Origin of the sequence: Methanosalsum zhilinae DSM 4017, assembly GCF_000217995.1 — an archaeon.
In the GTDB taxonomy this organism is placed as follows: domain Archaea; phylum Halobacteriota; class Methanosarcinia; order Methanosarcinales; family Methanosarcinaceae; genus Methanosalsum; species Methanosalsum zhilinae.
The window spans coordinates 158,202-179,102 of sequence record NC_015676.1 but is presented as its reverse complement, the minus strand read 5'-3'; the positions used below and the strand labels follow the sequence as shown (position 1 = coordinate 179,102).

Below are 20,901 nucleotides of genomic sequence, written 5' to 3'. Positions count from 1 at the left end.
TGTTCATATATGTCTGTTTCATGCGAAAGAATTGACAGAAAACTGATCAATGAAATGGTATCACACATACCAGGAAACGAAGCACTTGACAGAATGGTTACCATATTCCATATTCTCCAGTCAGATACCAGACTCAGGATACTATTCCTTCTTTCACAAAAGCAGATGTGTGTCTGTGAGCTTGAAGCCGGACTGGATGTTACCCAGTCTGCCATTTCACACAGCCTGAGTATCATGAAGAATGCGGGTATTGTAGGCGTAAAGCGTGAAGGAAGATTTGCAATCTATTTTATTCACGATGAGGAAATCAGAAAAATGATGCAGATCTGCAGAAAGTATGCAGAGGAGAGGAGCAGGTGACATACTTTGATTTCCTTATCTCATTTATATATGGTAGCGCAATTGAATCGCTGAACATCTTTGCAGAAGCAGCTCCGTATCTACTTCTGGGATTTGCAGTGGCTGGTCTTCTAAAGATATTCCTTCCTGATGAAAAGATCATTCAATATCTGGGATCATCGGCAGGCAGGGTGAGATCAGTACTCAATGCATCAGTTGCAGGAGTCCCACTGCCTCTCTGTTCCTGTGGTGTTGTTCCTGCAGCACTCTCTCTTAGAAGAAGAGGTGCTACAAAAGGTGCAACACTTTCTTTTTTGATCTCCACGCCAGAAACAGGAGTGGATTCGATATCAATAACCTATGCCCTGCTGGACCCTATCATGACAATCTTCCGGCCAATTGCTACATTTATCACTGCCTCTGCCGCAGGTATTGCAGATAATCTTCTGGAAAAGGATAAACCAGTTCCCACATCCAGGCAGATACTCGATACGTCGCCCACATCTTCGATAACTGAAGATGTTCAAAATTCCTGTTCATGTGAAGACGAATGCTGCAGCATCCAGGATCGTGAAACACTTCACCAGAAACTTGGACGGGGTGCAAGGTATGCCTACATCGATCTGGTAGCAGATATTTCAAAGTGGCTTATTATCGGAATAATTCTGGCCGGTATGATAACATATATAATGCCTTCTGAAATTGTGCAGGCATACCTGGGAGGTGGTGTGGCTTCAATGTTAATCATGCTTGTTATCGGTATTCCGCTATATATCTGTGCAACAGCTTCAACACCTCTTGCAGCCGCATTCATTGTTGCAGGAGTAAGTCCCGGTGCTGCCTTTGTATTCCTTCTTGCAGGTCCGGCAACCAATGCAGCAACCATCACAATGGTAGCAAAATTTCTTGGAACAAGAACTGCAATGATCTATATTTCAGTTATTGCAATATGCTCTATTATCTTCGGGCTTTTACTTGACTACATCTATTTCAGGATGGGGATTGAAGCAACGGCCATTGTAGGAAGCGCCAGTGACCTTTTGCCTGCTGAAGTGAAGGCAATTTCTGCAGCAATACTTGCATGTTTGATAATATATGCCACCTATATGCGCAGCTACAGAAAAACATGTACTGACGAGGTATGAATTTAAATAGTCGGGTATAGTAACTATCAACAATAGAACAGACACTATTTTAAGGGGAATATTATGGATAACCAGAAAAAATTGACCCGCAGCCGGGATGATCGCATGATTGCCGGTGTTTGTGGAGGTCTTGGGAAATACTTTGACATCGATTCAACTGTAGTAAGATTGATTTTTATTGTAGCTATCCTGATAGACGGGCTTGGAATCCTGATATATATAGCCATGGCAATAATTGTACCTGAAGAAAAAACCAATGTACGCAAGTATCAGCCTGAAAAAGAAGGACTGCCGGAAAGTGATGATGAGCGTACTGAAGGTGGTCAGGAAAATACAGAACAGGAATATGAAAAAGCTGAAACTCCAGAAGAGCACAGAAAGCAGGATCATGAGAATGCGGGCAAAGATAGTCAAAGGGACGAAGGGCCAGCATGGATTGGAATAGGACTTATACTGATCGGTGTTTTTCTTATATTGGACAGGATAGATATATTCTGGTGGCTTAGCTGGAATATTCTGTGGCCTTTATTGATAGTATTTATTGGCATATGGATACTTGTAAGGCGTGGTGGATGAGATCATGAAGTACAGATCTGGCATAATCGGTCCTCTAATACTGATCGTAGCCGGCATATTGTTACTGCTGAACAACCTGGCAATGCTTCCAGGAGGATTCTGGTGGACCCTGTGGAAATTCTGGCCTGCGATATTCATTATTGCAGGTATAGACATAATTGCAAATCATGTGAGATCAGGATTTCTGGCATATGCCCTGTACATAACTGAGACAGTGATCATTGCAATTCTGATAATTGCAGCATGGATCAATGCAGGTACTACACCATCATTCTTACCAGCCTTCATTCCATCAATAATTACAGGCGGGCCTGATATGGCAGTATCAGGAAATTATATTTTTCAGGATTTAAGTCATGCTAATTTCAGTGGTACAAATCTTGCAGGTTCAAATTTCATAATGGTTGATATCAGCCATACAAATTTTTCAGGCGCAGATATAAGGGGTGCAAATATTGTTATGGCAGATATGAGTTATGCAGACCTGAGCCATGCAAGAATTGATGGTACCAACTTTGTAATGACCGACATGAGCAATGCCAATCTGGAAGGAACAGAGCTTGACAGAGCAAACCTTGTATTCGTGAACAGAGCTTAAAGATTCTAAAGGTATGGAAACAACTTTCTTTACTTGCCTTCCATTCTGTCCCTTTCAAAATTGATGATCTTGCGTACAACAATTTTTTTTGAGCCCGACCAGAGTTCCGGATTATCTGGGTAGTTCTCCTGAACATATTCACCAACTTCAAAAGGTTTCATTTTTTCCATCATATCCTGCAATTTTCTCAGATCCTCCATAATATCTCCTCAAATCTATTTTCTATCCTGACAGAAGTATCTGCCTTCTAATTTAAACTTATCGTATACAATACATTCCGGACACATGCAGCCATTTTTACGTCCTGCTGCATCACTGGGACCCTTTGCACAGTACATGAATCCTTCGTCCTGCGGATATGTTGGGCAGTTCCTGCAAATACATCCTTTTGAATGATGATAGGATGCACATATCCCGGAATAACGTCCATATTTATTTCTCCAGTTATTGGCCCTCTCCATAAATATCCCACATTGTGTTGAATCTGAAATAAGATTACAAGTTTCCCGGATATATAGATTACACCAGACCAAAAAGGATATTATTGTAACTGACATATATAGCAGGGGGATATAGATTGCAAGAAAAATCTGAAGAGGAGTGGAAAAAGGTCCTTACTCCAGACCAGTATGATGTGCTGAGAAGAAAAAAACAGAACCGCCTTTTAGTGGGGAATATGTAGATCATAAAGAAAAGGGGATATACACCTGCTCTGCCTGTGGTCAGGAACTTTTTGACTCAGAAAGCAAGTTTGACTCAGGTACAGGATGGCCCAGTTTCAATGCTCCATTATCTGAAAAGAAGGTATCTCTGGAAGAGGATACAAGCTATATGATGAGACGTACCGAAGTTGTGTGCAGCAGATGCAAAAGCCATCTTGGACATGTATTTGACGATGGCCCCCCACCCACGGGTAAAAGATACTGCATAAATTCACTTTCACTGGATTTTAAGAAAAAATGACTCTTAGTTATCCGCAAACCTATAAATACTAAAACAAAAGAAATGATAATAGGGTTAAATACAGCCTTTTTAACTGGGAGTTGCTTTAAAGGTCGTATCAAGAGTACCGAATCAGAAGAGGTGTGAGACTATGCTATCCAAGATTCCTATAAATCTATCAAAAGTTAAGAAAGATGATATCAACAAAGAAATACTTCGTGCTGCCATAATTGCAGAACTGGATGCAATAAACCTGTATGAACAGATGGCAGACCTTACTGACAACCAGAATCTCAAGGATGTTCTCCTTGATGTTGCAAAGGAAGAAAAAACTCATGTAGGGGAATTCCAGACAATGTTGCTAAGAGAGGATCAGGAACAGGAAGAAGAACTGGAGGCCGGTAAAAGCGAAGTTGAAGAGGATATTCTCAAAAAATGATCCGTTTTGAAGAATAAACTCTGAATTAAATAATTATTAGTGTATCCTGAATTCAAGCAGTCATGATTCAGACAATTCTTAATTTGCATCAATTGGGTTAATCAGGACACTTGATTACCGGGAAAATAATGAATAAGAGTGGTGAGAATATTGCTATCAGAAATACCAATACAGATCGAAAATGTAGAATTTAAAAACATTGATAAGGAAATAATGAGAGCTGCCATGATTGCGGAACTGGATGCAATAAACCTGTACGAACAGATGGCAGACCTTACCGATGATGAGGATATAAAAGAAGTATTACTGGACATTGCCAGAGAAGAAAAAATACATGTAGCAATGTTTGAAACCGTACTTCTCCAGGTTGATGAAGAATTTTTGAAAGTATATTCCGATTATTCACTTGCACGAAGCAGGGATTAATTTCTCATTTTCATTTGCCAGTGATAATGCTTATTCGGTATTTTGTTCCATAACTACTAAATAAGCAATCAACCATTTAGATTATGGGGGTAAGTAATAAATGGTGAAATCAAGAGTAGCACCCTGTGTATTTACATGTATAAGTGACGATGGAAAACTGCTGAACATAGAGATCGATCTGCCTGGAGTAGAGAAAGAGGATATTCAGTTCAAGATGACTGAAATGGGATTTTCAGTCAGGGCACATAACAGGGAGGATGATATAGAGTATATGGGTACATACACATTGTGCTGTCCTGTAGTTCCGGATAAAGCCACCGCAGCCTATGATAATGGCATGCTGCTTGCAACAGTCCCTTATGAGGAAGCTCATGAGGAAGTAGATGTGGATATCAAATGAACATATCTAATGTAGTGCAAAATAAGTACCTGGTGAAGCCTGATGGTAAATGAGGGTATAATCAAATCACCTTTTGTATATACGTGTACCGATGATAGTGGCAGGAACCTGCATATTGAGATCGATCTTCCAGGTGTACAGAAAGAAGATATTGTTTTCAAGATGCGGCCTGACAGCTTTTCAGTAAGGGCCATCAAAAGGAATCTAAAATACGCTGCATCATATCTTACATGCTGTCCTGTAATTGCTGACAGGGCAGTGGCTCAATTTTCAAATGGCAGGCTGTACGTATCTGTACCGTATCAGGAAGCATCTTCAGAAGTAAAGGTAAAAATCAATTGATAATTTAATCCATTTCCAGCATGTTTCAGGATCGTCTGGGGCTTTCACAAAATTTGGCCACTGGTCCTTTTTTTAATGTACAGTGAAATTGTCACAAATACCGCACCCATAGCAGCAATTGCTATTGACTGTAGCAGGAACACATCCATAATATTGACCATAAATATTTCAATCGTTTCCAGAACTATCTGTGGAGTATTAACAGAAATCTCTTCCAGAAGACTGTCAAGTACCCTTTTACCGGACCATGATCCTACAGCTCCTGCAATTCCTGCAGCAATGGCTGCAATTCCAACAGCAAATGAAGGTACAGCAGGGGAACGGGATATGGTCCATACCAGATACGCTAACAGGATTATAGCAAGCAAACTACCGATAATGAACATCCAGCTCATCTGAATGATATTGCGCGCATTTTCAATATATGCAAACTCCTCATCATCGATCTCTTCAGAAATATCGATTCCGTGTGGGATCTCCCTTTCAACCTCATCAAACATCATTGATGAATAGGAAAGGGCAATTTGCGTTCTCTGCTGATCCATTTCATGTTTGAACTGATCATAATCAGTCTCTGATATCATGCTTTCAAGAGGTATTGAGAACAGTCTGTTCATTTGCTCAGCCAGAACATCCTCCTCATTTACTGTATCTGCTTCTGAAATATCATCCAGTATATCGGCAATTACAGAATCAACCTCATCCTCTGGAACAACATCTTCAAGCTCCTTTCTGTATTCACTGATGGTCTCACTGTATGAATATTCATCTTCAAGCATGGTATCTATCATCGATACCGTATATTCAACACCCTGATACTCATGAAGAACATCATCAAAATCTTCATCATTATTCTGTGAAAGTGATTTCAGTATCTGCGAAACATTATTTTCAAGAAAACGGTCCTTCAGAGTTTCATCGGTTCTGTTCTCTATCCTGTCCAGGTGAAGATCGATCAGCAGTTTTTCAGATTCACCATCAATATATCCATAAAAGGCATCAACATTTGAATGCAGGACCTGCCGGATAAAATCAGGTGATATGACATCCTCCATTACCTCCAGGAATAATTCAGGAATTTCCTCTTCTCCTTCTTCAGGAAGTTCTTGCAGAAAGGTCACAAATTCGCCATGCAGAGAATAATGGATTTCACCATCATCCAGAGTATCCTTTACAAAGCCAGAATTTAAAAGAGTTCTCTCTCCTGCTACTGCAATGTTGGCAAATATGAACCCGAACAGCATAAGCAGGACAATCAGAATTACCAGAAGTTTTCTGTAGATATCCATATTGAATCAGCAACCAATTCATCTAATATGTCACAGTTTTTCTAAAAATTTATACTTAACAATGTTTCTTATCATTGGTATTCAAAATTGGACATAGCCCTACATAAATTTTGGGACAGATGAGTGGTAACCGGAAGTCAATACATCAATAATAGCAGGAAATCATATACCTTCAATGCATATCTGGGATCCTGGATCTGGCATCGTTATTGAGCAAAGGCAGAGAATTGATCAGGTCCTTTATCTCATCAATGGTCAGCAAGTGTTCTATATGCACAGGTTTGTCTTCTGCAGTATAGTAAATGTATGCCTGAACACGCTTATCTTTATAGATTCCTGAAAGCACATGATAATAAAGGCTCAACTGCTTCACATACTCATCGTGATTTGACATGCTCCGGTCAGTTTTGTAGTCAATGATATCAACTCTATCCCCATGAATATGGACCAGATCAATTATTCCTGTAAACAGGATACGTCTACCTTCATGATCAATCGGGAGAATGCACTCGATCTCAGAAATAAGTTCACCATCCAGTGAATCAAGCAGTTTCTTAACATTATTCTCGTCTGGGGTTCTGGGTCGCACCGTTTTATCAGATGCATATCTCTGTGCAAAACTGTGAACAGCAGTTCCATATTCCATACCCTTTCCTCCCTCTCCTGCAGATGGTGCAATATTCATAAGACTATGACAGGAAAGCTTGACAGGTGCAGGCTGTACATCACCATCCACTTTCAGCCTATTGATATCAGATTCCTGTACTGGAACAGGGAAAATTTCAGGTTCTGTGACAACAGGTTCAGTTCCAAGATTTATGAACAACTGTGATTGATTTTTACATTCTGTTGTCAGGAAAAGGTAATTCTGTGCTCTTGTTATGGCTACATAACGTAATCTGCGTTCTTCATCATAATCCGCATCAACCACTTTTGAAAGCAGATAATATCTCCAATTGTCATAAATAAAAGGATAAGGATCAGATGAATATATCTTCTTCTGCCTTAGTCCAAGGGGATCCCTGAAATCAATGGAGCTGTTACCGGCCTGATGGCGAACATCCATATCAGGCAGTATTACAACAGGATATTCCAGTCCCTTGGCACTGTGTATGGTCTGGATACGAAACACATCCCCTCTGCGCGTGCTGTCAACATCATAGGTTGTGCCATTATCTATGTTCTGTTCCATAAAAGAGATTATCTGGCCAATATTCATTTTTGAGGTACCGGATACGGACTCAAGAACATCTATTATTCTGTCCGTGATAGTGCTGTCAAGACCATATTTATCAAATACTGTCCTGGCAATTGAACCGGCAGTATCCATACTGCTTAGTCGGCTGTGAAACTCCAGCATATCCTGAGGATAATCTTTTCCATCAATTATTGATCCGGTCATTTCCAGAGAATAACCTGCATTTTCCAGAACCACAGCCCAGCCCCTTGATGAGCTGATATTCTTCAGTATTCGAAACCATGCCAGCAATAGGAGGGAAGCTGGAGTGCTGAACAGTTCAATTCCTCCCTCATAGGCTACAGGGATATCATGTTTTTCTGCCAGAATGAGCAGTTCCATTCCAAATTTTCGCTTCCTTACAAGCACTGCTATATCACAATATTTAACCAGACGACTTTTTCCATTCTCATGAACAATATAATCAGGGTTATTAACTAATTCATTTATTTTCCATAGTATACCCTCTTTCTGATCATCAAATGCATATGAGCAGATCTCTGAAGGTCCGCTGTTTCCTGCAGCTTCCAGATGTGTTATTTTCGCCTGTACAGCATCGATGTCCAGATCCTCATCTTTGGTCGCCTTTGCCACCAGTGCCCTTTCTGAGAAATCTATGATCTCAGGAGCTGAGCGATAATTTTCCATTAAGTGGATCTGCCGGATATTATCCACGCTATAGTCTATTCTCCTATGATCAAGATTGAGTTCATCAATATATTTCAGTATTCTTGGTTCAAATTCTGTAATATTTTTCACAGATGCATGTTGAAACGAGAAAATGCTCTGTTTCCAGTCCCCTACAACACACAGATTCCCCCTGCATAGAAGAAGGGAGAGCTTGAACTGAATCTCATTGGTATCCTGGAATTCATCGATCATGATGTACCTGTACCGTATTCTTTCCCGCAGGGCATGATTCTCAAAGAGCAGAACATACGCAAACATTAGCATGAAACTGAAATTTATGTAATTTCTCCCAAGCATGTATTCAATATAGTGAAAATATACATCATGAACAAAATTTTTAAATTCTTCCCGATCTTCATTGAACGCATTTATTGAAAGATGTTCAGATACCTGAGTATCCTCGCAGATATCGTCAAAATTGGGAGCACCGGGTAAAAAACATCTGTTCTTATAATCATTCATACCTTTTCTTAAAACAGACTGTTTCATGCTTCTTGAGCCGGGTATAGGAGCATTGGCCTTTCTGAATATATCTATGAACCATTCATAATCACCATCCAGTTCTTTTTCACAATCCTGAAACCAGCCATCCCTGGTTGGAAATATACCTCTGGAAGCCAGTGATCTGATCAGGTTGAGCATCTCACCCTCATGGTAGAGGCTTGCATAATAATCCCGGTAATTGGGGTACCTATCCATGAAAATAGTCATAAAATTCCCGAACTCCTGCATTTCAAGAATTTCATTCTCAATTACCTGAATGTTGGATGAGATCCGTTCATCAATACCAAGTACCTCTGGTGCCTCGAAACCATGTGTTCTAAGAATTTGGTTACACAGTCCATGGAATGTGGATATGGGTGCATCCCTTAGCGCAGAGCGGTCGCAACTGCATGTATTGATGATGCGCTCCTTCATGTTCTGGGCTGCATTCTCAGTGAAGGTAATCAGCAGGATATCATCTGGTTCAACATCCCTGTTTTCCAGAATATGAGAATACCTTAAGGAAATTGTATACGTTTTCCCTGTACCAGGTCCTGCATCTACCAGGTATATGCCTTCCAGAGCTTCAATGAGCTGTTTTTGATATCTGTTAGGCTCCCTGCTTACCACAATATCACCAGATCCCTGTACCTTATATTGTCCATTTCAGCATCACCGGATGGAAACCGGCCTTCTTTATACTGATTGAGTTTGCGGATCTGGTCATGCAAAAAGGCATCAAACTCATCCAGGTCTTCTGGAAAATAACTGGATCTTCTCAAATTAGCCATTTTACCAAGAATTCGTTCACACCCTCTGGTAACATATTTGTAATCGCCTATTATACCCTTTACATAGGATATGAATTCTTCAGTATAATCAGGATCCTGTTCATCTACAAAAGGTACTGGATTCAGTGCAAAGAAGTTTCTGTAATTTTCATATCCAATTTTTTTCAGTACCTTTACAACAGGATTGGAGTCGGCAACACCATCTGTCAGATCATCATACATCTCTCTGGTAACAACAAGATCATCGAAACTGCAGGAATGGTAAATGATCTCCTGGAACAGATCCTTGATATTGGGTCTAGATGATGTATTCCCGGAACTTATGACATCTTCCAGGTTATCCAGAATATGGAAGTACCTGAATTTTAGATCAATATCCGGATAGATCCTGCGATGATGGGAAAGATACATCTTTGCCTGGAAATCTGGCCGTGGCGCAATATCTACAGTATCTGATTTTCGTATCAGTTCGGTTATCGATCTTTTCTTTCCTGTTTTATAATCCAGTAAAGTTTCCTTGTCCAATATCAGGTCAATCTTACCCTTTGTACCAGAATCAGGATTGCTGAAATACATTTCAGTTACAGATGACCTGAGGGGTCTGTTATAATGCGATACAAAAAGATTTGGAGAATAGCGTTTCTCATATCCATGGATCTCAAAAGACCTTAGATGTTCAAGCAATGGATCAAGAAATTCACGGATATTTGATATACCAATCAAAAATCTGGTTCTTTCAATTTCCATATCCTTTTCATCCAGATAAAAATGCATTCTTTCAGTCATCAGGTCTATAAGTTCCTGCAAGTCTCTGGATCGTATAAAATCAGCATGATCCACATAAAATTCTGCAAATTCATGAAGCAACCTTCCCCTCAAAAAATACCGGTTATCCTCATCATCCAGCAGCCTTGAAAAGAAGAGATCTTTTGGACAGTATGCAAGCAGATTCAGCTCAGACTGACTTATCATATCTTCATGTTCAGTCATACATTCTGATCTACTACAACTGAAAGGATTTTTTATACTGTGTTCATGGATGCCTGTATACATTTCATATTCAAGGTCAGTAAATGATTCCACTGGCTGATCCGCAAGTTCATTGAAATAATAACAGGGAGTAACATTGCGTCCCATTATTCTGTCCTGGACCAGATAATACCTTTTCTGTCCGTTCTGCAGAAGTAGCTGAAAATTATTCAGTTTAACGTCATTGAATGTATGACGAGAGATCCATGGTCTATCTGGAATCACATGGGTCCAGGCTGCATCCATCCCGATATAGAATATCACCGGCCTGTCTATATACGTGGTGGTATCGGGTGATGCGATCAGTACTCCAGACCCACTGCTTCCGGTAGTGATATTAAATGATCCAAGATAATATTCAACTGCATTTACAGAACCTATATCAACAGGTGTGTCCAGGATCTCAAGTTCACCCAGAATTTTTTCAAGCTCTGACATTCTGTTTCCCGTAAAACTTTCATACTCTTTCAGAACTTTTCTAAAATCTGACCCGGGTATCCTATCAAGCAGCCTGCGTATATGATCCACCTGTCCGTTATCTGCAGTATCAAGAAGTTGATTACCGTTTTTTTCTATGTCATCTATTCCAAGGTGTGCCATAATAGGCCATACATCTCTTAATCTGAGATTTGCTCTGGAAAGAGCAGTCCTTATACATAAAAAAAATGTCCTTACGTCCTCATCTTCCATTATATCTGGAGATACCATATACGGGATCCTGGCGGATTTTAAGGATGATTTAAGAAGATGCTGGTAATTTCCCTCAGGTTTCACAACGACCGCTACATCCAGTGGATTGAGATGACTGAGATTATCCATTACTGTCTGGATGATCGCCGTGGCCGAGGAAAACAGACACATATTTTCAAGTTCTGTATCCTCATTATGAAAAACCGGTATTTCATCATATTTTGGCGGAAGTATCCTGCGGTCCAGACCTGTGAACTGATGAAGGGCAACAACAGCCACCTTCAATCCTGAATCTATATTGTACTTTTCAACTGAATTGAAGGGATTGATACCACGACCCAGTATAGATACAATATCCTGTACTTCACCTCTGTCAAATGCCGGATATTTGAGAATATTTTGTCGATCTCCGGTTTCCTGCCAGCAGCTGATAGTATTCTCAAGGAAATATATTGCACTCTTCCATCCAGTACCTGTTTTTGTGATAATATCCAGGAACAGCTCTCTCTGATCTCCTGAAGCATCTTCTGCTTCGTCAAGTATACGATAGGCCAGGCGACGTGGTGTGGTGGCAAAGACCCCAAGTAACGGAGATTCAATTCTTGCATTAAGGGCATCTGCCAGTGGTGCATCTACTGTGAGCACCAGATCATATAATCTTACCCTTTCAAATATTTCATCAATAGTAAGTGCCCTTTTCAGATAAACCGGCACACGCCCGCCTCCTGTGATCTTTCAAATAATTAGGATTGTGTTATATTCTTACCAGGTTTAGCTGATCTTTTTTATCAGCCATGCCATATTCTGGCCCAGTACATGCATTGTTTCAATACCTTCACTATCCTCTTCTGCATCACCCGGATGCAGGCCCTGTCCTATATTCCAGTAACTGGAACCAGGGATGATCATCTGTGATATGGTAAAAAAGTGGTTTATGGAATCAAAGACATGAACTGCACCTGCCCGTCTGACAGCAACAACACCGGCACCTACCTTTCTTTTGAACATTTCACCATTTGCCTTTGCAACAAATCCCGCCCTGTCAATCAGAGCTTTGAGCTGTGGTGTCAGGTCTGCAAAATATGTAGGACTGGCAAGGATCATACCATCTGAATCGAGCATCTTATCTATACATTCATTGACAATATCATCATCTATCACACAGTGTTTATTCCTGAGTCTGAAACATTCCATACATGCTGTGCATCCACTCAGTTTATGTCCGCCAATATGCACTATTTCAGTTTTGATGCCGTCTCTTTCAAGTTCTTTGAGAACATGTTTTATCAGAATTGAAGTATTTCCATCCTTTCTTGGACTTGAATTGAATGCTACCACCTTCATATCTAACACCTGGTTTTAATTGGTGCTGTCAGGTTAAAAATATATGGGAATACAGCATACAGCATCAGTAGGGCATCTTGAGAGGCGGGAATATGGCAATTGAAAAAATACACTGGCCAAAGCTGTTAGGATCGGTTGCAGTCTGTCAGCTTGCAGGCATTCTGGGAGCAATATTCACAGCTGATGCTATTCCGGAGTGGTATGATACACTTGCAAAACCTTCTTTTGTTCCTCCTGACTGGACATTTTCTGTAGTATGGCCAATCCTTTACCTGCTTATGGGAATCTCTCTTTATATTATACTGGAAAAAGGATGGGAATTAAGGAAAGTTAGAATCAGTACCGGCGTTTTTGGAATACAACTGTTCCTGAACTTTATGTGGTCAGTACTTTTCTTTGGACTCCGATCTCCTTTGATGGGACTTATTGAAATCATAATTCTGTGGATATTCATAGTAATAAATATCTGGCTGTTTTACAGAATTTCAAAGACAGCAGGATTGCTACTCATACCCTATTTACTGTGGGTATCCTTTGCAGCAGTTCTCAACTATTCAATTGTTGTATTGAATATGTGAAAGTACGAAACCTAGATTAAACCAGATATCATAACATGAGATGAAACTCTCATGTCAACAAGCATCAGAGAATCTGTCTGCGTAAGACCTTCCAGAAAGCACTCATCACATCTCTGTTGAACATGAACCTGAGAAAAGCAGGAATTATTGAATATATTCTCACCTGAAAATTGAAAAGTGCATTATAATTGAAGACTTCATGGTCAAATACAGGATCAATCTTGATCCTGCATCTATCAGATATCTGCCTTGCAATCCCTGCAGCAGAATACATCAATCCACACATCATACCGGTATCCGCAGGATCATCGAATCCGAATCTGATACTGAAATATCCGGTTTTTACAGTAATTTTCTTAAAAATATCGACCATCATTCTCATGGATGGTCTAAACAGCTGTCTGATCAATCCGAAAATAAACTCAATGTCCTTTATACCGTGACTGCTTTCAGATACTGCCTGCTCTTCAGATTCGCTGGAACTGACTTTTTTTTGACCCTTTAAAGATGTGTTCTCTCTATTTAGAGTATAGGAAAACAGAAACCATTTTATAGAGATGTGGTTCTGGATTCTGGTTCCGTCTTTTACGGAATCGAGGTTCATTTCAAAGGGAACAAAAAGGAAGAGCCCTATCAGTAATAATAAAAGAAAAAATAATATCTGAATGAAGAGCTCCATGGTCAGAACCACATAATATACATGTCATACCTTATCCGGTATCGATGAGATCATATATTTACTCTGCCATGCCTGGTTCAGTTCTCCTTTCCGGACTCTGCTGTGCTCTCTGCAGAGATGTTCTCCGACTCAGTATTTTCAGTCTGTTTTTCAGTTTCAGATTTTTTCCTGCCCCTTGAAGATCTTACCTTTTCAAGGATCTCCGGTGCATTTTCCAGAAGTTTTCCAAAATCGGTTTTTTCAGAAACTCGCAGTAATCTGACCTCTTCTTCACTTACAACAAGAAATGCAACAGGTTCAAGTTTGGCCCCGGCAGCGCCTCCACCACCGGTTCCGGATTCATCCTTATTACTCTTACCTTCTCCACCACCGCTTCCAAATCCAAAAGATACCTTTGTGATGGGAATTATAGTTTTGCTGCCTGCTAAAATGGGTTCTCCGACAACTGTTCTGGTAGTAATCAGTTTCTCAAGATCACCGGAAACTGTCTTCATCAACTCTTCTATATTCATATCATCTGTACCCCACAATCCTGAAAATAATTGTTAGTAATGTAATATAGAAGTACAGGATATTTAATGTTTTGCAGGAAATAGCTACTGCATTCCAGTCAAACAGAATGGTACTCTAGAACTATTTTCTGCCAGCTTTTACTCCTCTGTAAATTCCCCTTCTTTCATATTTCCCATATCCCCGGTGCTTTTTATCATTCTGCTTTCTGGACTGGAGGATTAACATTTCTTCAAGTTCATCTTCGTCCGGTTCATTTTCTGGCTTATTTTCATTTTGCATAAATTGTACCTGAGTATACCAGATTTTATTGTATGAATCTTTTCCCTGGAACGATAAAAAGATATTCATGAATGACCATTTAGAGATGACTTCAGATAATAGCCAGCCACCATGAAATTTACCACTATTTTATCCAGAAAGCATTCCAGAACTGCCCTTACCAGAATGAAGACACATGTACTTACCAGGATACTTAACCGTATGATACTGTTATTTATCCTCATTGGCCTGCCTTTGCTATTGCTGATGATCGCACACCGTCAGGAAATTATAGTGGTCCCTGAAATCATACTTGTATTTCTGGAAGCTATTGTGATTATTCTGGTCTCATTTGCAATAGGAACGATATTTATAAGGCTCACTCTGAACACTATCCAGGGCCATTTTGATAGTCTAGGAGAACCTGAGGAGAAAATACTGCTCAGTAAGGTCTATATAGGCCTGATATACTCGCTGGCCCTGGTAATAATCTTCTGGCAGCTTGGAATCGATCCCAGAAACATTGCCATATTCCTAGGATTGATCACGACAGGCTTTGCCTTTGCTATAAGGGATATCATTCTTTCCTATTTTATCTGGTTTATCCTGCTTACAAAAAAGCCATTCAAGATAGGGGACTATATAAAGGTTGGAGATAATGAAGGGCTGGTCAAACATATTGGTCTTTTCTATGTGGTTGTAGACCCCACTCCCTCTAACTATGAGGATTACTACAAAATCCCAAACAAAACCTTTCTCGAAAATCCTATACGCAATTATGGATGTAACAAAATCCCTAAAACTTTTGATTTCTATCTCAAGGAAATACCATCTGATCTCGAGGAAAGGATTGAGAACATCAGGAAGAAGGCCATGGAGATCAATTACACAGATACAAAGTTCTATATTTACTCAGATAAGGATGGAGTAAGATTATCAGCCTTCTACAAATCCAGATTTGAAAACATAAATCATTCAAATCATCAGTTGCTGGGACTGATCCTTGAAGAATTCGGAGTACTCCAAAATAATGGTGAGTGAATATAACAGCTTCATAATAAACAGTATTCTATTTTATTTTCCTTATTTTTTCATCCCGGATTAACACATTGAAAAAAATGCTATCCTCCACAATATTTACATAGTTTAGTTTCAAATATTTACATGGATAAAGGGGGTTTTTGGTAAATAGCTGTTAGAAATAGTATCTCATTTATTTACAGATTTGTCGGTATTTTAAATTCTGAATAATCTTACTCATGGATTCGGTTTTGTACATCAGGGGTTAATGCATGACTGAAACAAAAGAAAAAAAGTCGATCAAATTGAAAGTTGCTGAAGCAGCTCAAAAAGATGTGGGCAAAGGAATAGTTAGAATTGATGAAAAATGCAGGAAAGAACTTGGACTTGAAGTATTTGACGTTATTAAGATCACCGGTGAGCGATCCACATCTGCTATTGTGGGACGAGCCTATCCCGCAGATTCCCGCCTTGAGATCATACGCATGGACGGACTTATTCGAACCAATGCAAAAACCAGTATTGGAAAGCAGGTAATGCTGGAAAAGGCAGAATGGGAAGAAGCAGAACATGTCACTCTTGCACCTGTCAGCAAGGGTATACGAATACATGCACCTCCAGAAGCTTTAAATTCAGTATTTCAACACCGGACCGTTTCCAGAGGAGATTTCATATCAACAACAACTGTAAGAAAACCAAAGGACAGATTCTCAACAGAAACAATGTTTGAAGATCTGTTCCAGGACATGTTTGGACCATCTTTTGGACTTGGTGAGATTAAATTGCAGGTTGTTTCAACCACACCTGGAGGAATTGTAAAGATCACCGAAAATACGCAGATAGAACTTCTACCTGAAGCTACAGAACTTGCCCCTGAACAGACAGTCCCGACTGTAATGTACGAGGATCTTGGAGGCATCCAGCATGCTATATCTAAGGTCAGGGAAATTATAGAACTCCCTCTAAAACATCCGGAACTCTTTGATCGTCTTGGAATTGAACCTCCAAAGGGTGTGCTTTTGCATGGCCCGCCTGGAACCGGCAAGACCATGCTTGCAAAGGCTGTTGCAAATGAATCTGATGCATATTTCATAATAGTCAATGGTCCGGAGATAATGTCAAAGTACTACGGAGAATCAGAACAGCAAATCCGGAATATATTTCAGGAAGCAGAAAAAAATGCACCATCCATTATTTTAATAGATGAGATCGATTCAATTGCTCCAAAAAGGGCTGAAGTTACAGGAGAAGTTGAAAGAAGGGTTGTTGCCCAGCTTCTTTCATTGATGGATGGCCTTAAAGAGCGGGAAAATGTGATTGTAATAGGAGCAACAAACAGGCCTGAGGCAGTGGATATGGCACTCAGGAGACCTGGGAGATTTGATCGTGAAATAGAACTGCGGGTTCCTGACAGAGAAGGAAGGATGGAGATTTTGCAGATACATACACGTGGCATGCCCCTCTATGATGATGTAGATATTGAAGAGCTGGCTGAGGTTACCTATGGGTTTGTTGGTGCAGATATTGCAGCTCTTGCCCGTGAAGCAGCAATGGGCGCTCTTCGAAGAATTCTTCCCGAAATCAATCTCGAAGACCAGACCATTCCAAAGGAGATACTGGACAAGCTGGTGGTCACTGCAGGGGATTTCAATAATGCTCTCAGGGAGATCAAACCATCGGCAATGAGGGAGATAATGATCGAAACACCGAATGTTAGCTGGCAAGATATCGGTGGGATGGAAAATGTAAAGGAACTTCTCAAGGAAGCAGTGGAATGGCCCCTTAAAAATCCGGAATCATTCAAACGTATTGGTGTTGAAGCTCCAAAGGGAGTGCTTCTCTATGGACCCCCTGGAACAGGGAAGACCATGCTTGCAAAGGCAATTGCAAATGAATCTGATGCCAACTTCATCTCAGCAAAGGGAAGCGATCTTCTGTCCAAATGGTATGGAGAATCAGAAAAACGTATTGATGAGGTATTCTCCCGGGCAAAGCAGGTAGCACCGTCTGTGATATTTCTGGATGAACTGGACGCTCTTGCACCTGTGAGAGGGACTGCAGCCGGAGAGCCACATGTAACAGAGAGAATCGTTAACCAGCTACTGTCAGAACTGGACGGACTTGAAGAATTAAGAGGTGTGGTTGTAATAGGAGCTACCAACAGACCTGACATAATTGATCCTGCACTTCTTAGACCTGGCAGGTTTGATGAACTTATAGTAGTACCCGTTCCTGACAGAGTATCCAGAAAAAGGATATTTGAAGTACATACAAAGAAAATGTCACTTGCTGAAGATGTTGATCTGAATGATCTGGTAACCCGAACTGATAGATACACAGGGGCAGATATTGCTGCAGTATGCAAGAAGGCAGGAAGGTTTGCCCTGCGTGAGAATATGCAGGCAGAGAAAGTATACCAGAAACATTTCTTAAAGGCGGTTGAAGAGACACAGCCCTCGGTGACACAGGATACCATGAAATACTACGAAACACTAAAAGGAGAACTTAGATCAAAGAAATCAAAGGAAATAGAATCTGATCATGTTTACGTCTAAATGGAAAAACTCCAATTAAAAAGAAACAGTAAAACTCGTTCCATTGCTGGTGTCAACCTCAACTGTGCCATTTAGCTGATCTGCCAGCATATATACGATTTTCAGCCCAAGGGAAGAAGACGATTCAGATGCAGAGACATCACCAATTCCTATTCCATCGTCCGCTACCTCCAGTGTGTATCCATCTTCACAGGTAAATCTTATGGTGATAGAGCCTTTCTTTTCTTCAGGGAATGCGTGTTTGAGTGAATTTGTAACCAGTTCATTTAAGATAAGACCAAGGGGTACTGCAGTGTCCACACTGAAATACGCAGTATCAGTCTCAATTATCATCTCTGTATGCTCGGCCATATTGTATATCTGATACAGATATCCTGCAATACTTCTGATATAGTCAGACATCTCGATTGTTGACATATCCGGGGACTGGTACAGTTTTTCATGTGCAAGCGACATTGAACGTACCCTGTTCTGACTGTCTGTAAATGCATTTTTTACAGAATGTGAATCAAAATTCCTGGACTGGAGATTGAGAAGGCTGGAAATGAGCTGAAGATTGTTTTTAACCCTGTGATGCACTTCTTTTAGAAGAATTTCCTTGTTTTTCATTTCATCCAGGTGTTTTCTTTCCGTTATATCCAGAATAAGTGCAATAACCTCTGTTTCATTTAGTGGAGCTATTCTGGCCTCGAACCAGAATTTTCCATCTGCAAGCTGCAAGGGATACTCAATTACCTGAAGAGACATGGTTCCAAGTGCCATCTTTATATGCATAAGTATGCGCTGGCCTTCATCCTGCGGGAAAACATCAGTTACTTTCTTACCCAGCATCTCCTCTACTTTAAAAGGGAGTTTCAGTTCAGAAGACTTGAGGATATCAAGATATTCACCCTCGCTGTTAGACCTTATGATCATTCCAGGGATCGCACCCACAACTGACCGGTTATAGTCCTCCTTTTCCCTCAGTTTCTTTTCAGTCATTTTGCGTTCAGTGATATCACGAAGTATGGATAGATGAAGACCTGGAATAATATTTGCAGCTGCAAAGAACTCAACCTCTACCAGCTGTCCGTCCATTCTCTGTATAGTATATTCACCGGACATTTTTCCATCTTCAATGAACTTTTTCCACATTCTTTTCGCAATATCGTGCTTTTGAGGATGGGATATATCAGAGATGAACATCTTCAGAAGTTCTTCTTTACTATAACCGGTCAGTTCACAGGCTGCAGGATTTACATCAACGTACTGCATGCTGTCATTTACAAGAAATATAGAATCCATGGCATTTTCAAAAAGGGCACTCAATCGCTGCTGACTTTCTCTAAGAGCTTGCTGGGACTTCACCTTGTCAGTAACATCATTATAGATGGCCACAATTTCCCCTGTTGGAATTTTGAATATATAGTTCTCATACCAGTTATCAAATCTTTCATCCGAATAGACCCTGGCAGGATAATAGGCAAATTCACCGGTTATCCATACTCTCTGAAACACATCAATCAGGCCATATTGGTCAATATTTGGCCTGAGGTCGTACAGTGATCTGCCAACAACCTCTTCTTTCCCCTTGCCCTCAAGCCTCAGGGCAGTATGGTTAAAATCGGTTACAATATAGTCACTTCCCCTTGACCCATCATTGATCACCTTATATATTGCACAGCCACTGGGTATTGTATCAAAGAGACCCCTGAACAATTCCTCACTTTTTGAAAGTCGTTCCCGTTTAATTCTGTTATCTGTTATATCACTGATAAAACCTTCAATCCCAATAATCTCTCCATCGTGGGAGTACACAATCCTTCCCTGCTCCCATACCCACTTTTCATTTCCATATGCAGTGATTATGGGATACTCAAAATGAAATACACTCTGCTCAAAGATCCTTTTTTGCCATTCAGCCTTCAGAGTATTTCGCCAGTCCGGGCGTATGATATAATTGAAAAAAAAGTCCCGGTTGCCGATCAGGTCCTCTGGCCGGTATCCTGTAAGTTCAAGGCAACCATCACTTACAAATTTCATTGTCCGGTTATCGTCGTTCAAACACATATATGCCATTCCCGGCAAGTTTGAAAGAAGAAAATAATGTACATCTCCACTTCCATTAAAATCAAAAGAATATACATTCTCTGCCTCATGTTTGGGACCAGGCAAAATTATCCCTTCAACATAACAATCCGATCCGCAAAATATGATTTTCCCATTTTCCTGAACTGAAACGACATCATTCTCAGAATTCAGTATCCTGTAGTTCAGTTCATATTCATCATCCAAACCGGCAGCTATATCATTGACCAGAGATTCGAAGCGATCCAGATCTCTGCTAAATATAATATCCCTCCAGCTGAGTCTATTTTCAAGAAAATCCTGCTGAGAGTAGCCTGTTAATGTAAAAATATTTGAGCCAATAAAAGATAATCTCCAAGGATCCTGGAGCTGTCTTCTGAAAACAACTGCATGGATATGTCTTCTCAGGATTTCAAGTTCCATACCGTTACCAGTATTGTTCTGCATACTACCCGTTTTACCTTAAACTAA

21 protein-coding genes and 1 pseudogene are annotated in these 20,901 nt (G+C 40.3%); 12 read left to right on the top strand and 10 right to left on the bottom strand.

Translation table 11 applies throughout. The features are described 5' to 3' along the window. Window positions 1-9: 9 nt before the first annotated feature. The 4 genes from MZHIL_RS00805 to MZHIL_RS00790 all read left to right on the top strand — a co-directional run bounded on the left by MZHIL_RS00805 (window position 10) and on the right by MZHIL_RS00790 (window position 2,658). Complete coding sequence (locus MZHIL_RS00805) at window positions 10-360, top strand: ArsR/SmtB family transcription factor (protein WP_013897473.1); 351 nt, start codon at window positions 10-12, stop codon at window positions 358-360. Continuing rightward, a complete protein-coding gene (locus MZHIL_RS00800; protein ID WP_013897472.1) occupies window positions 357-1,484 on the top strand; it encodes an SO_0444 family Cu/Zn efflux transporter in 1,128 nt (375 codons plus the stop codon). The genes MZHIL_RS00805 and MZHIL_RS00800 overlap by 4 nt, the downstream gene beginning before the upstream one ends. Before the next feature lie 63 nt (window positions 1,485-1,547). Then, window positions 1,548-2,060, top strand: coding sequence for a PspC domain-containing protein (locus MZHIL_RS10185; RefSeq protein WP_013897471.1), 513 nt, complete (start codon window positions 1,548-1,550; stop codon window positions 2,058-2,060). Between the two features lie 4 nt (window positions 2,061-2,064). Next, window positions 2,065-2,658, top strand: a complete 594-nt coding sequence (locus tag MZHIL_RS00790) for a pentapeptide repeat-containing protein (protein ID WP_013897470.1) — start codon at window positions 2,065-2,067, stop codon at window positions 2,656-2,658. Window positions 2,659-2,687: 29 nt separating this feature from the next. On the opposite strand, the gene MZHIL_RS10605 is transcribed toward MZHIL_RS00790, so the two are convergent. After that, window positions 2,688-2,858 carry a hypothetical protein gene (locus MZHIL_RS10605; RefSeq protein ID WP_013897469.1) on the bottom strand — a complete coding sequence of 57 codons (171 nt, stop codon included), beginning with the start codon at window positions 2,856-2,858 and terminating at the stop codon, window positions 2,688-2,690. Between the two features lie 15 nt (window positions 2,859-2,873). Further along, a complete protein-coding gene (locus MZHIL_RS00785) occupies window positions 2,874-3,119 on the bottom strand; it encodes a DUF2769 domain-containing protein (protein ID WP_013897468.1) in 246 nt (81 codons plus the stop codon). Between the two features lie 116 nt (window positions 3,120-3,235). On the opposite strand from MZHIL_RS00785, the pseudogene msrB reads away from it, so the two are divergent. The 5 genes and pseudogenes from msrB (at window position 3,236) to MZHIL_RS00760 (ending at window position 5,207) form a co-directional block, all read left to right on the top strand. Continuing rightward, a pseudogene (gene msrB / locus MZHIL_RS00780) lies at window positions 3,236-3,621 on the top strand (peptide-methionine (R)-S-oxide reductase MsrB). A 130-nt stretch (window positions 3,622-3,751) separates the two neighbouring features. Further along, a complete protein-coding gene (locus MZHIL_RS00775) occupies window positions 3,752-4,039 on the top strand; it encodes a ferritin-like domain-containing protein (RefSeq protein ID WP_013897466.1) in 288 nt (95 codons plus the stop codon). Between the two features lie 150 nt (window positions 4,040-4,189). Further along, complete coding sequence (locus tag MZHIL_RS00770; RefSeq protein ID WP_013897465.1) at window positions 4,190-4,465, top strand: ferritin family protein; 276 nt, start codon at window positions 4,190-4,192, stop codon at window positions 4,463-4,465. A gap of 100 nt (window positions 4,466-4,565) precedes the next feature. Beyond that, entirely contained in the window at window positions 4,566-4,865 is a 300-nt protein-coding gene (locus tag MZHIL_RS00765; protein ID WP_013897464.1) for an Hsp20/alpha crystallin family protein, read from the top strand. A gap of 42 nt (window positions 4,866-4,907) precedes the next feature. Further along, window positions 4,908-5,207 (top strand): Hsp20/alpha crystallin family protein, encoded by a 300-nt coding sequence (locus MZHIL_RS00760; RefSeq protein WP_013897463.1) that lies wholly within the window; start codon window positions 4,908-4,910, stop codon window positions 5,205-5,207. 44 nt (window positions 5,208-5,251) lie between these two features. On the opposite strand, the gene MZHIL_RS00755 is transcribed toward MZHIL_RS00760, so the two are convergent. From MZHIL_RS00755 to MZHIL_RS00740, 4 genes are all read right to left on the bottom strand, one after another. Continuing rightward, on the bottom strand, window positions 5,252-6,496 hold the full coding sequence (locus MZHIL_RS00755) for a hypothetical protein (protein ID WP_013897462.1): 1,245 nt from the start codon (window positions 6,494-6,496) through the stop codon (window positions 5,252-5,254). A gap of 172 nt (window positions 6,497-6,668) precedes the next feature. Continuing rightward, on the bottom strand, window positions 6,669-9,536 hold the full coding sequence (locus MZHIL_RS00750; RefSeq protein ID WP_013897461.1) for a UvrD-helicase domain-containing protein: 2,868 nt from the start codon (window positions 9,534-9,536) through the stop codon (window positions 6,669-6,671). Beyond that, window positions 9,530-12,130: a PD-(D/E)XK nuclease family protein gene (locus MZHIL_RS00745; protein ID WP_013897460.1), complete on the bottom strand. Its 2,601-nt coding sequence runs from the start codon at window positions 12,128-12,130 to the stop codon at window positions 9,530-9,532. The genes MZHIL_RS00750 and MZHIL_RS00745 overlap by 7 nt, the downstream gene beginning before the upstream one ends. A gap of 57 nt (window positions 12,131-12,187) precedes the next feature. Further along, on the bottom strand, window positions 12,188-12,760 hold the full coding sequence (locus tag MZHIL_RS00740; protein WP_013897459.1) for a flavodoxin family protein: 573 nt from the start codon (window positions 12,758-12,760) through the stop codon (window positions 12,188-12,190). A gap of 92 nt (window positions 12,761-12,852) precedes the next feature. On the opposite strand from MZHIL_RS00740, the gene MZHIL_RS00735 reads away from it, so the two are divergent. Then, the gene (locus MZHIL_RS00735) at window positions 12,853-13,338 is read left to right on the top strand and encodes a TspO/MBR family protein (protein WP_013897458.1); all 486 of its coding nucleotides are present in this window, start codon (window positions 12,853-12,855) and stop codon (window positions 13,336-13,338) included. A gap of 64 nt (window positions 13,339-13,402) precedes the next feature. On the opposite strand, the gene MZHIL_RS00730 is transcribed toward MZHIL_RS00735, so the two are convergent. The 3 genes from MZHIL_RS00730 to MZHIL_RS10600 form a co-directional block, all read right to left on the bottom strand. Then, complete coding sequence (locus MZHIL_RS00730) at window positions 13,403-14,017, bottom strand: DUF2953 domain-containing protein (protein ID WP_048815419.1); 615 nt, start codon at window positions 14,015-14,017, stop codon at window positions 13,403-13,405. 77 nt (window positions 14,018-14,094) lie between these two features. Further along, on the bottom strand, window positions 14,095-14,529 hold the full coding sequence (locus MZHIL_RS00725; protein ID WP_013897456.1) for a GerW family sporulation protein: 435 nt from the start codon (window positions 14,527-14,529) through the stop codon (window positions 14,095-14,097). Between the two features lie 121 nt (window positions 14,530-14,650). After that, window positions 14,651-14,809, bottom strand: coding sequence for a hypothetical protein (locus MZHIL_RS10600; protein WP_013897455.1), 159 nt, complete (start codon window positions 14,807-14,809; stop codon window positions 14,651-14,653). A 111-nt stretch (window positions 14,810-14,920) separates the two neighbouring features. Between MZHIL_RS10600 and MZHIL_RS00720 the strand changes: the two genes are divergently transcribed. Then, the gene (locus tag MZHIL_RS00720; RefSeq protein ID WP_013897454.1) at window positions 14,921-15,829 is read left to right on the top strand and encodes a mechanosensitive ion channel domain-containing protein; all 909 of its coding nucleotides are present in this window, start codon (window positions 14,921-14,923) and stop codon (window positions 15,827-15,829) included. A 251-nt stretch (window positions 15,830-16,080) separates the two neighbouring features. Then, entirely contained in the window at window positions 16,081-18,363 is a 2,283-nt protein-coding gene (locus MZHIL_RS00715) for a CDC48 family AAA ATPase (protein ID WP_013897453.1), read from the top strand. A 15-nt stretch (window positions 18,364-18,378) separates the two neighbouring features. Here MZHIL_RS00715 and MZHIL_RS00710 read toward each other — a convergent pair whose 3' ends face one another. Further along, on the bottom strand, window positions 18,379-20,877 hold the full coding sequence (locus MZHIL_RS00710) for a PAS domain S-box protein (RefSeq protein WP_013897452.1): 2,499 nt from the start codon (window positions 20,875-20,877) through the stop codon (window positions 18,379-18,381). Window positions 20,878-20,901 lie beyond the last annotated feature (24 nt).

Excerpts from the sequence above, each read along its gene's own strand:
- MZHIL_RS00805 (WP_013897473.1), top strand. The coding sequence starts at position 10 with ATGTCTGTTTCATGCGAAAGAATTGACAGAAAACTGATCAATGAAATG.
- MZHIL_RS10185 (WP_013897471.1), top strand. The coding sequence starts at position 1,548 with ATGGATAACCAGAAAAAATTGACCCGCAGCCGGGATGATCGCATGATT.
- MZHIL_RS00790 (WP_013897470.1), top strand. The coding sequence starts at position 2,065 with ATGAAGTACAGATCTGGCATAATCGGTCCTCTAATACTGATCGTAGCC.
- MZHIL_RS10605 (WP_013897469.1), bottom strand. The coding sequence starts at position 2,858 with ATGGAGGATCTGAGAAAATTGCAGGATATGATGGAAAAAATGAAACCT.
- MZHIL_RS00785 (WP_013897468.1), bottom strand. The coding sequence starts at position 3,119 with ATGGAGAGGGCCAATAACTGGAGAAATAAATATGGACGTTATTCCGGG.
- MZHIL_RS00775 (WP_013897466.1), top strand. The coding sequence starts at position 3,752 with ATGCTATCCAAGATTCCTATAAATCTATCAAAAGTTAAGAAAGATGAT.
- MZHIL_RS00765 (WP_013897464.1), top strand. The coding sequence starts at position 4,566 with ATGGTGAAATCAAGAGTAGCACCCTGTGTATTTACATGTATAAGTGAC.
- MZHIL_RS00760 (WP_013897463.1), top strand. The coding sequence starts at position 4,908 with ATGGTAAATGAGGGTATAATCAAATCACCTTTTGTATATACGTGTACC.
- MZHIL_RS00755 (WP_013897462.1), bottom strand. The coding sequence starts at position 6,496 with ATGGATATCTACAGAAAACTTCTGGTAATTCTGATTGTCCTGCTTATG.
- MZHIL_RS00740 (WP_013897459.1), bottom strand. The coding sequence starts at position 12,760 with ATGAAGGTGGTAGCATTCAATTCAAGTCCAAGAAAGGATGGAAATACT.
- MZHIL_RS00735 (WP_013897458.1), top strand. The coding sequence starts at position 12,853 with ATGGCAATTGAAAAAATACACTGGCCAAAGCTGTTAGGATCGGTTGCA.
- MZHIL_RS00730 (WP_048815419.1), bottom strand. The coding sequence starts at position 14,017 with ATGGAGCTCTTCATTCAGATATTATTTTTTCTTTTATTATTACTGATA.
- MZHIL_RS00725 (WP_013897456.1), bottom strand. The coding sequence starts at position 14,529 with ATGAATATAGAAGAGTTGATGAAGACAGTTTCCGGTGATCTTGAGAAA.
- MZHIL_RS10600 (WP_013897455.1), bottom strand. The coding sequence starts at position 14,809 with ATGCAAAATGAAAATAAGCCAGAAAATGAACCGGACGAAGATGAACTT.
- MZHIL_RS00720 (WP_013897454.1), top strand. The coding sequence starts at position 14,921 with ATGAAATTTACCACTATTTTATCCAGAAAGCATTCCAGAACTGCCCTT.
- MZHIL_RS00715 (WP_013897453.1), top strand. The coding sequence starts at position 16,081 with ATGACTGAAACAAAAGAAAAAAAGTCGATCAAATTGAAAGTTGCTGAA.
- MZHIL_RS00710 (WP_013897452.1), bottom strand. The coding sequence starts at position 20,877 with ATGCAGAACAATACTGGTAACGGTATGGAACTTGAAATCCTGAGAAGA.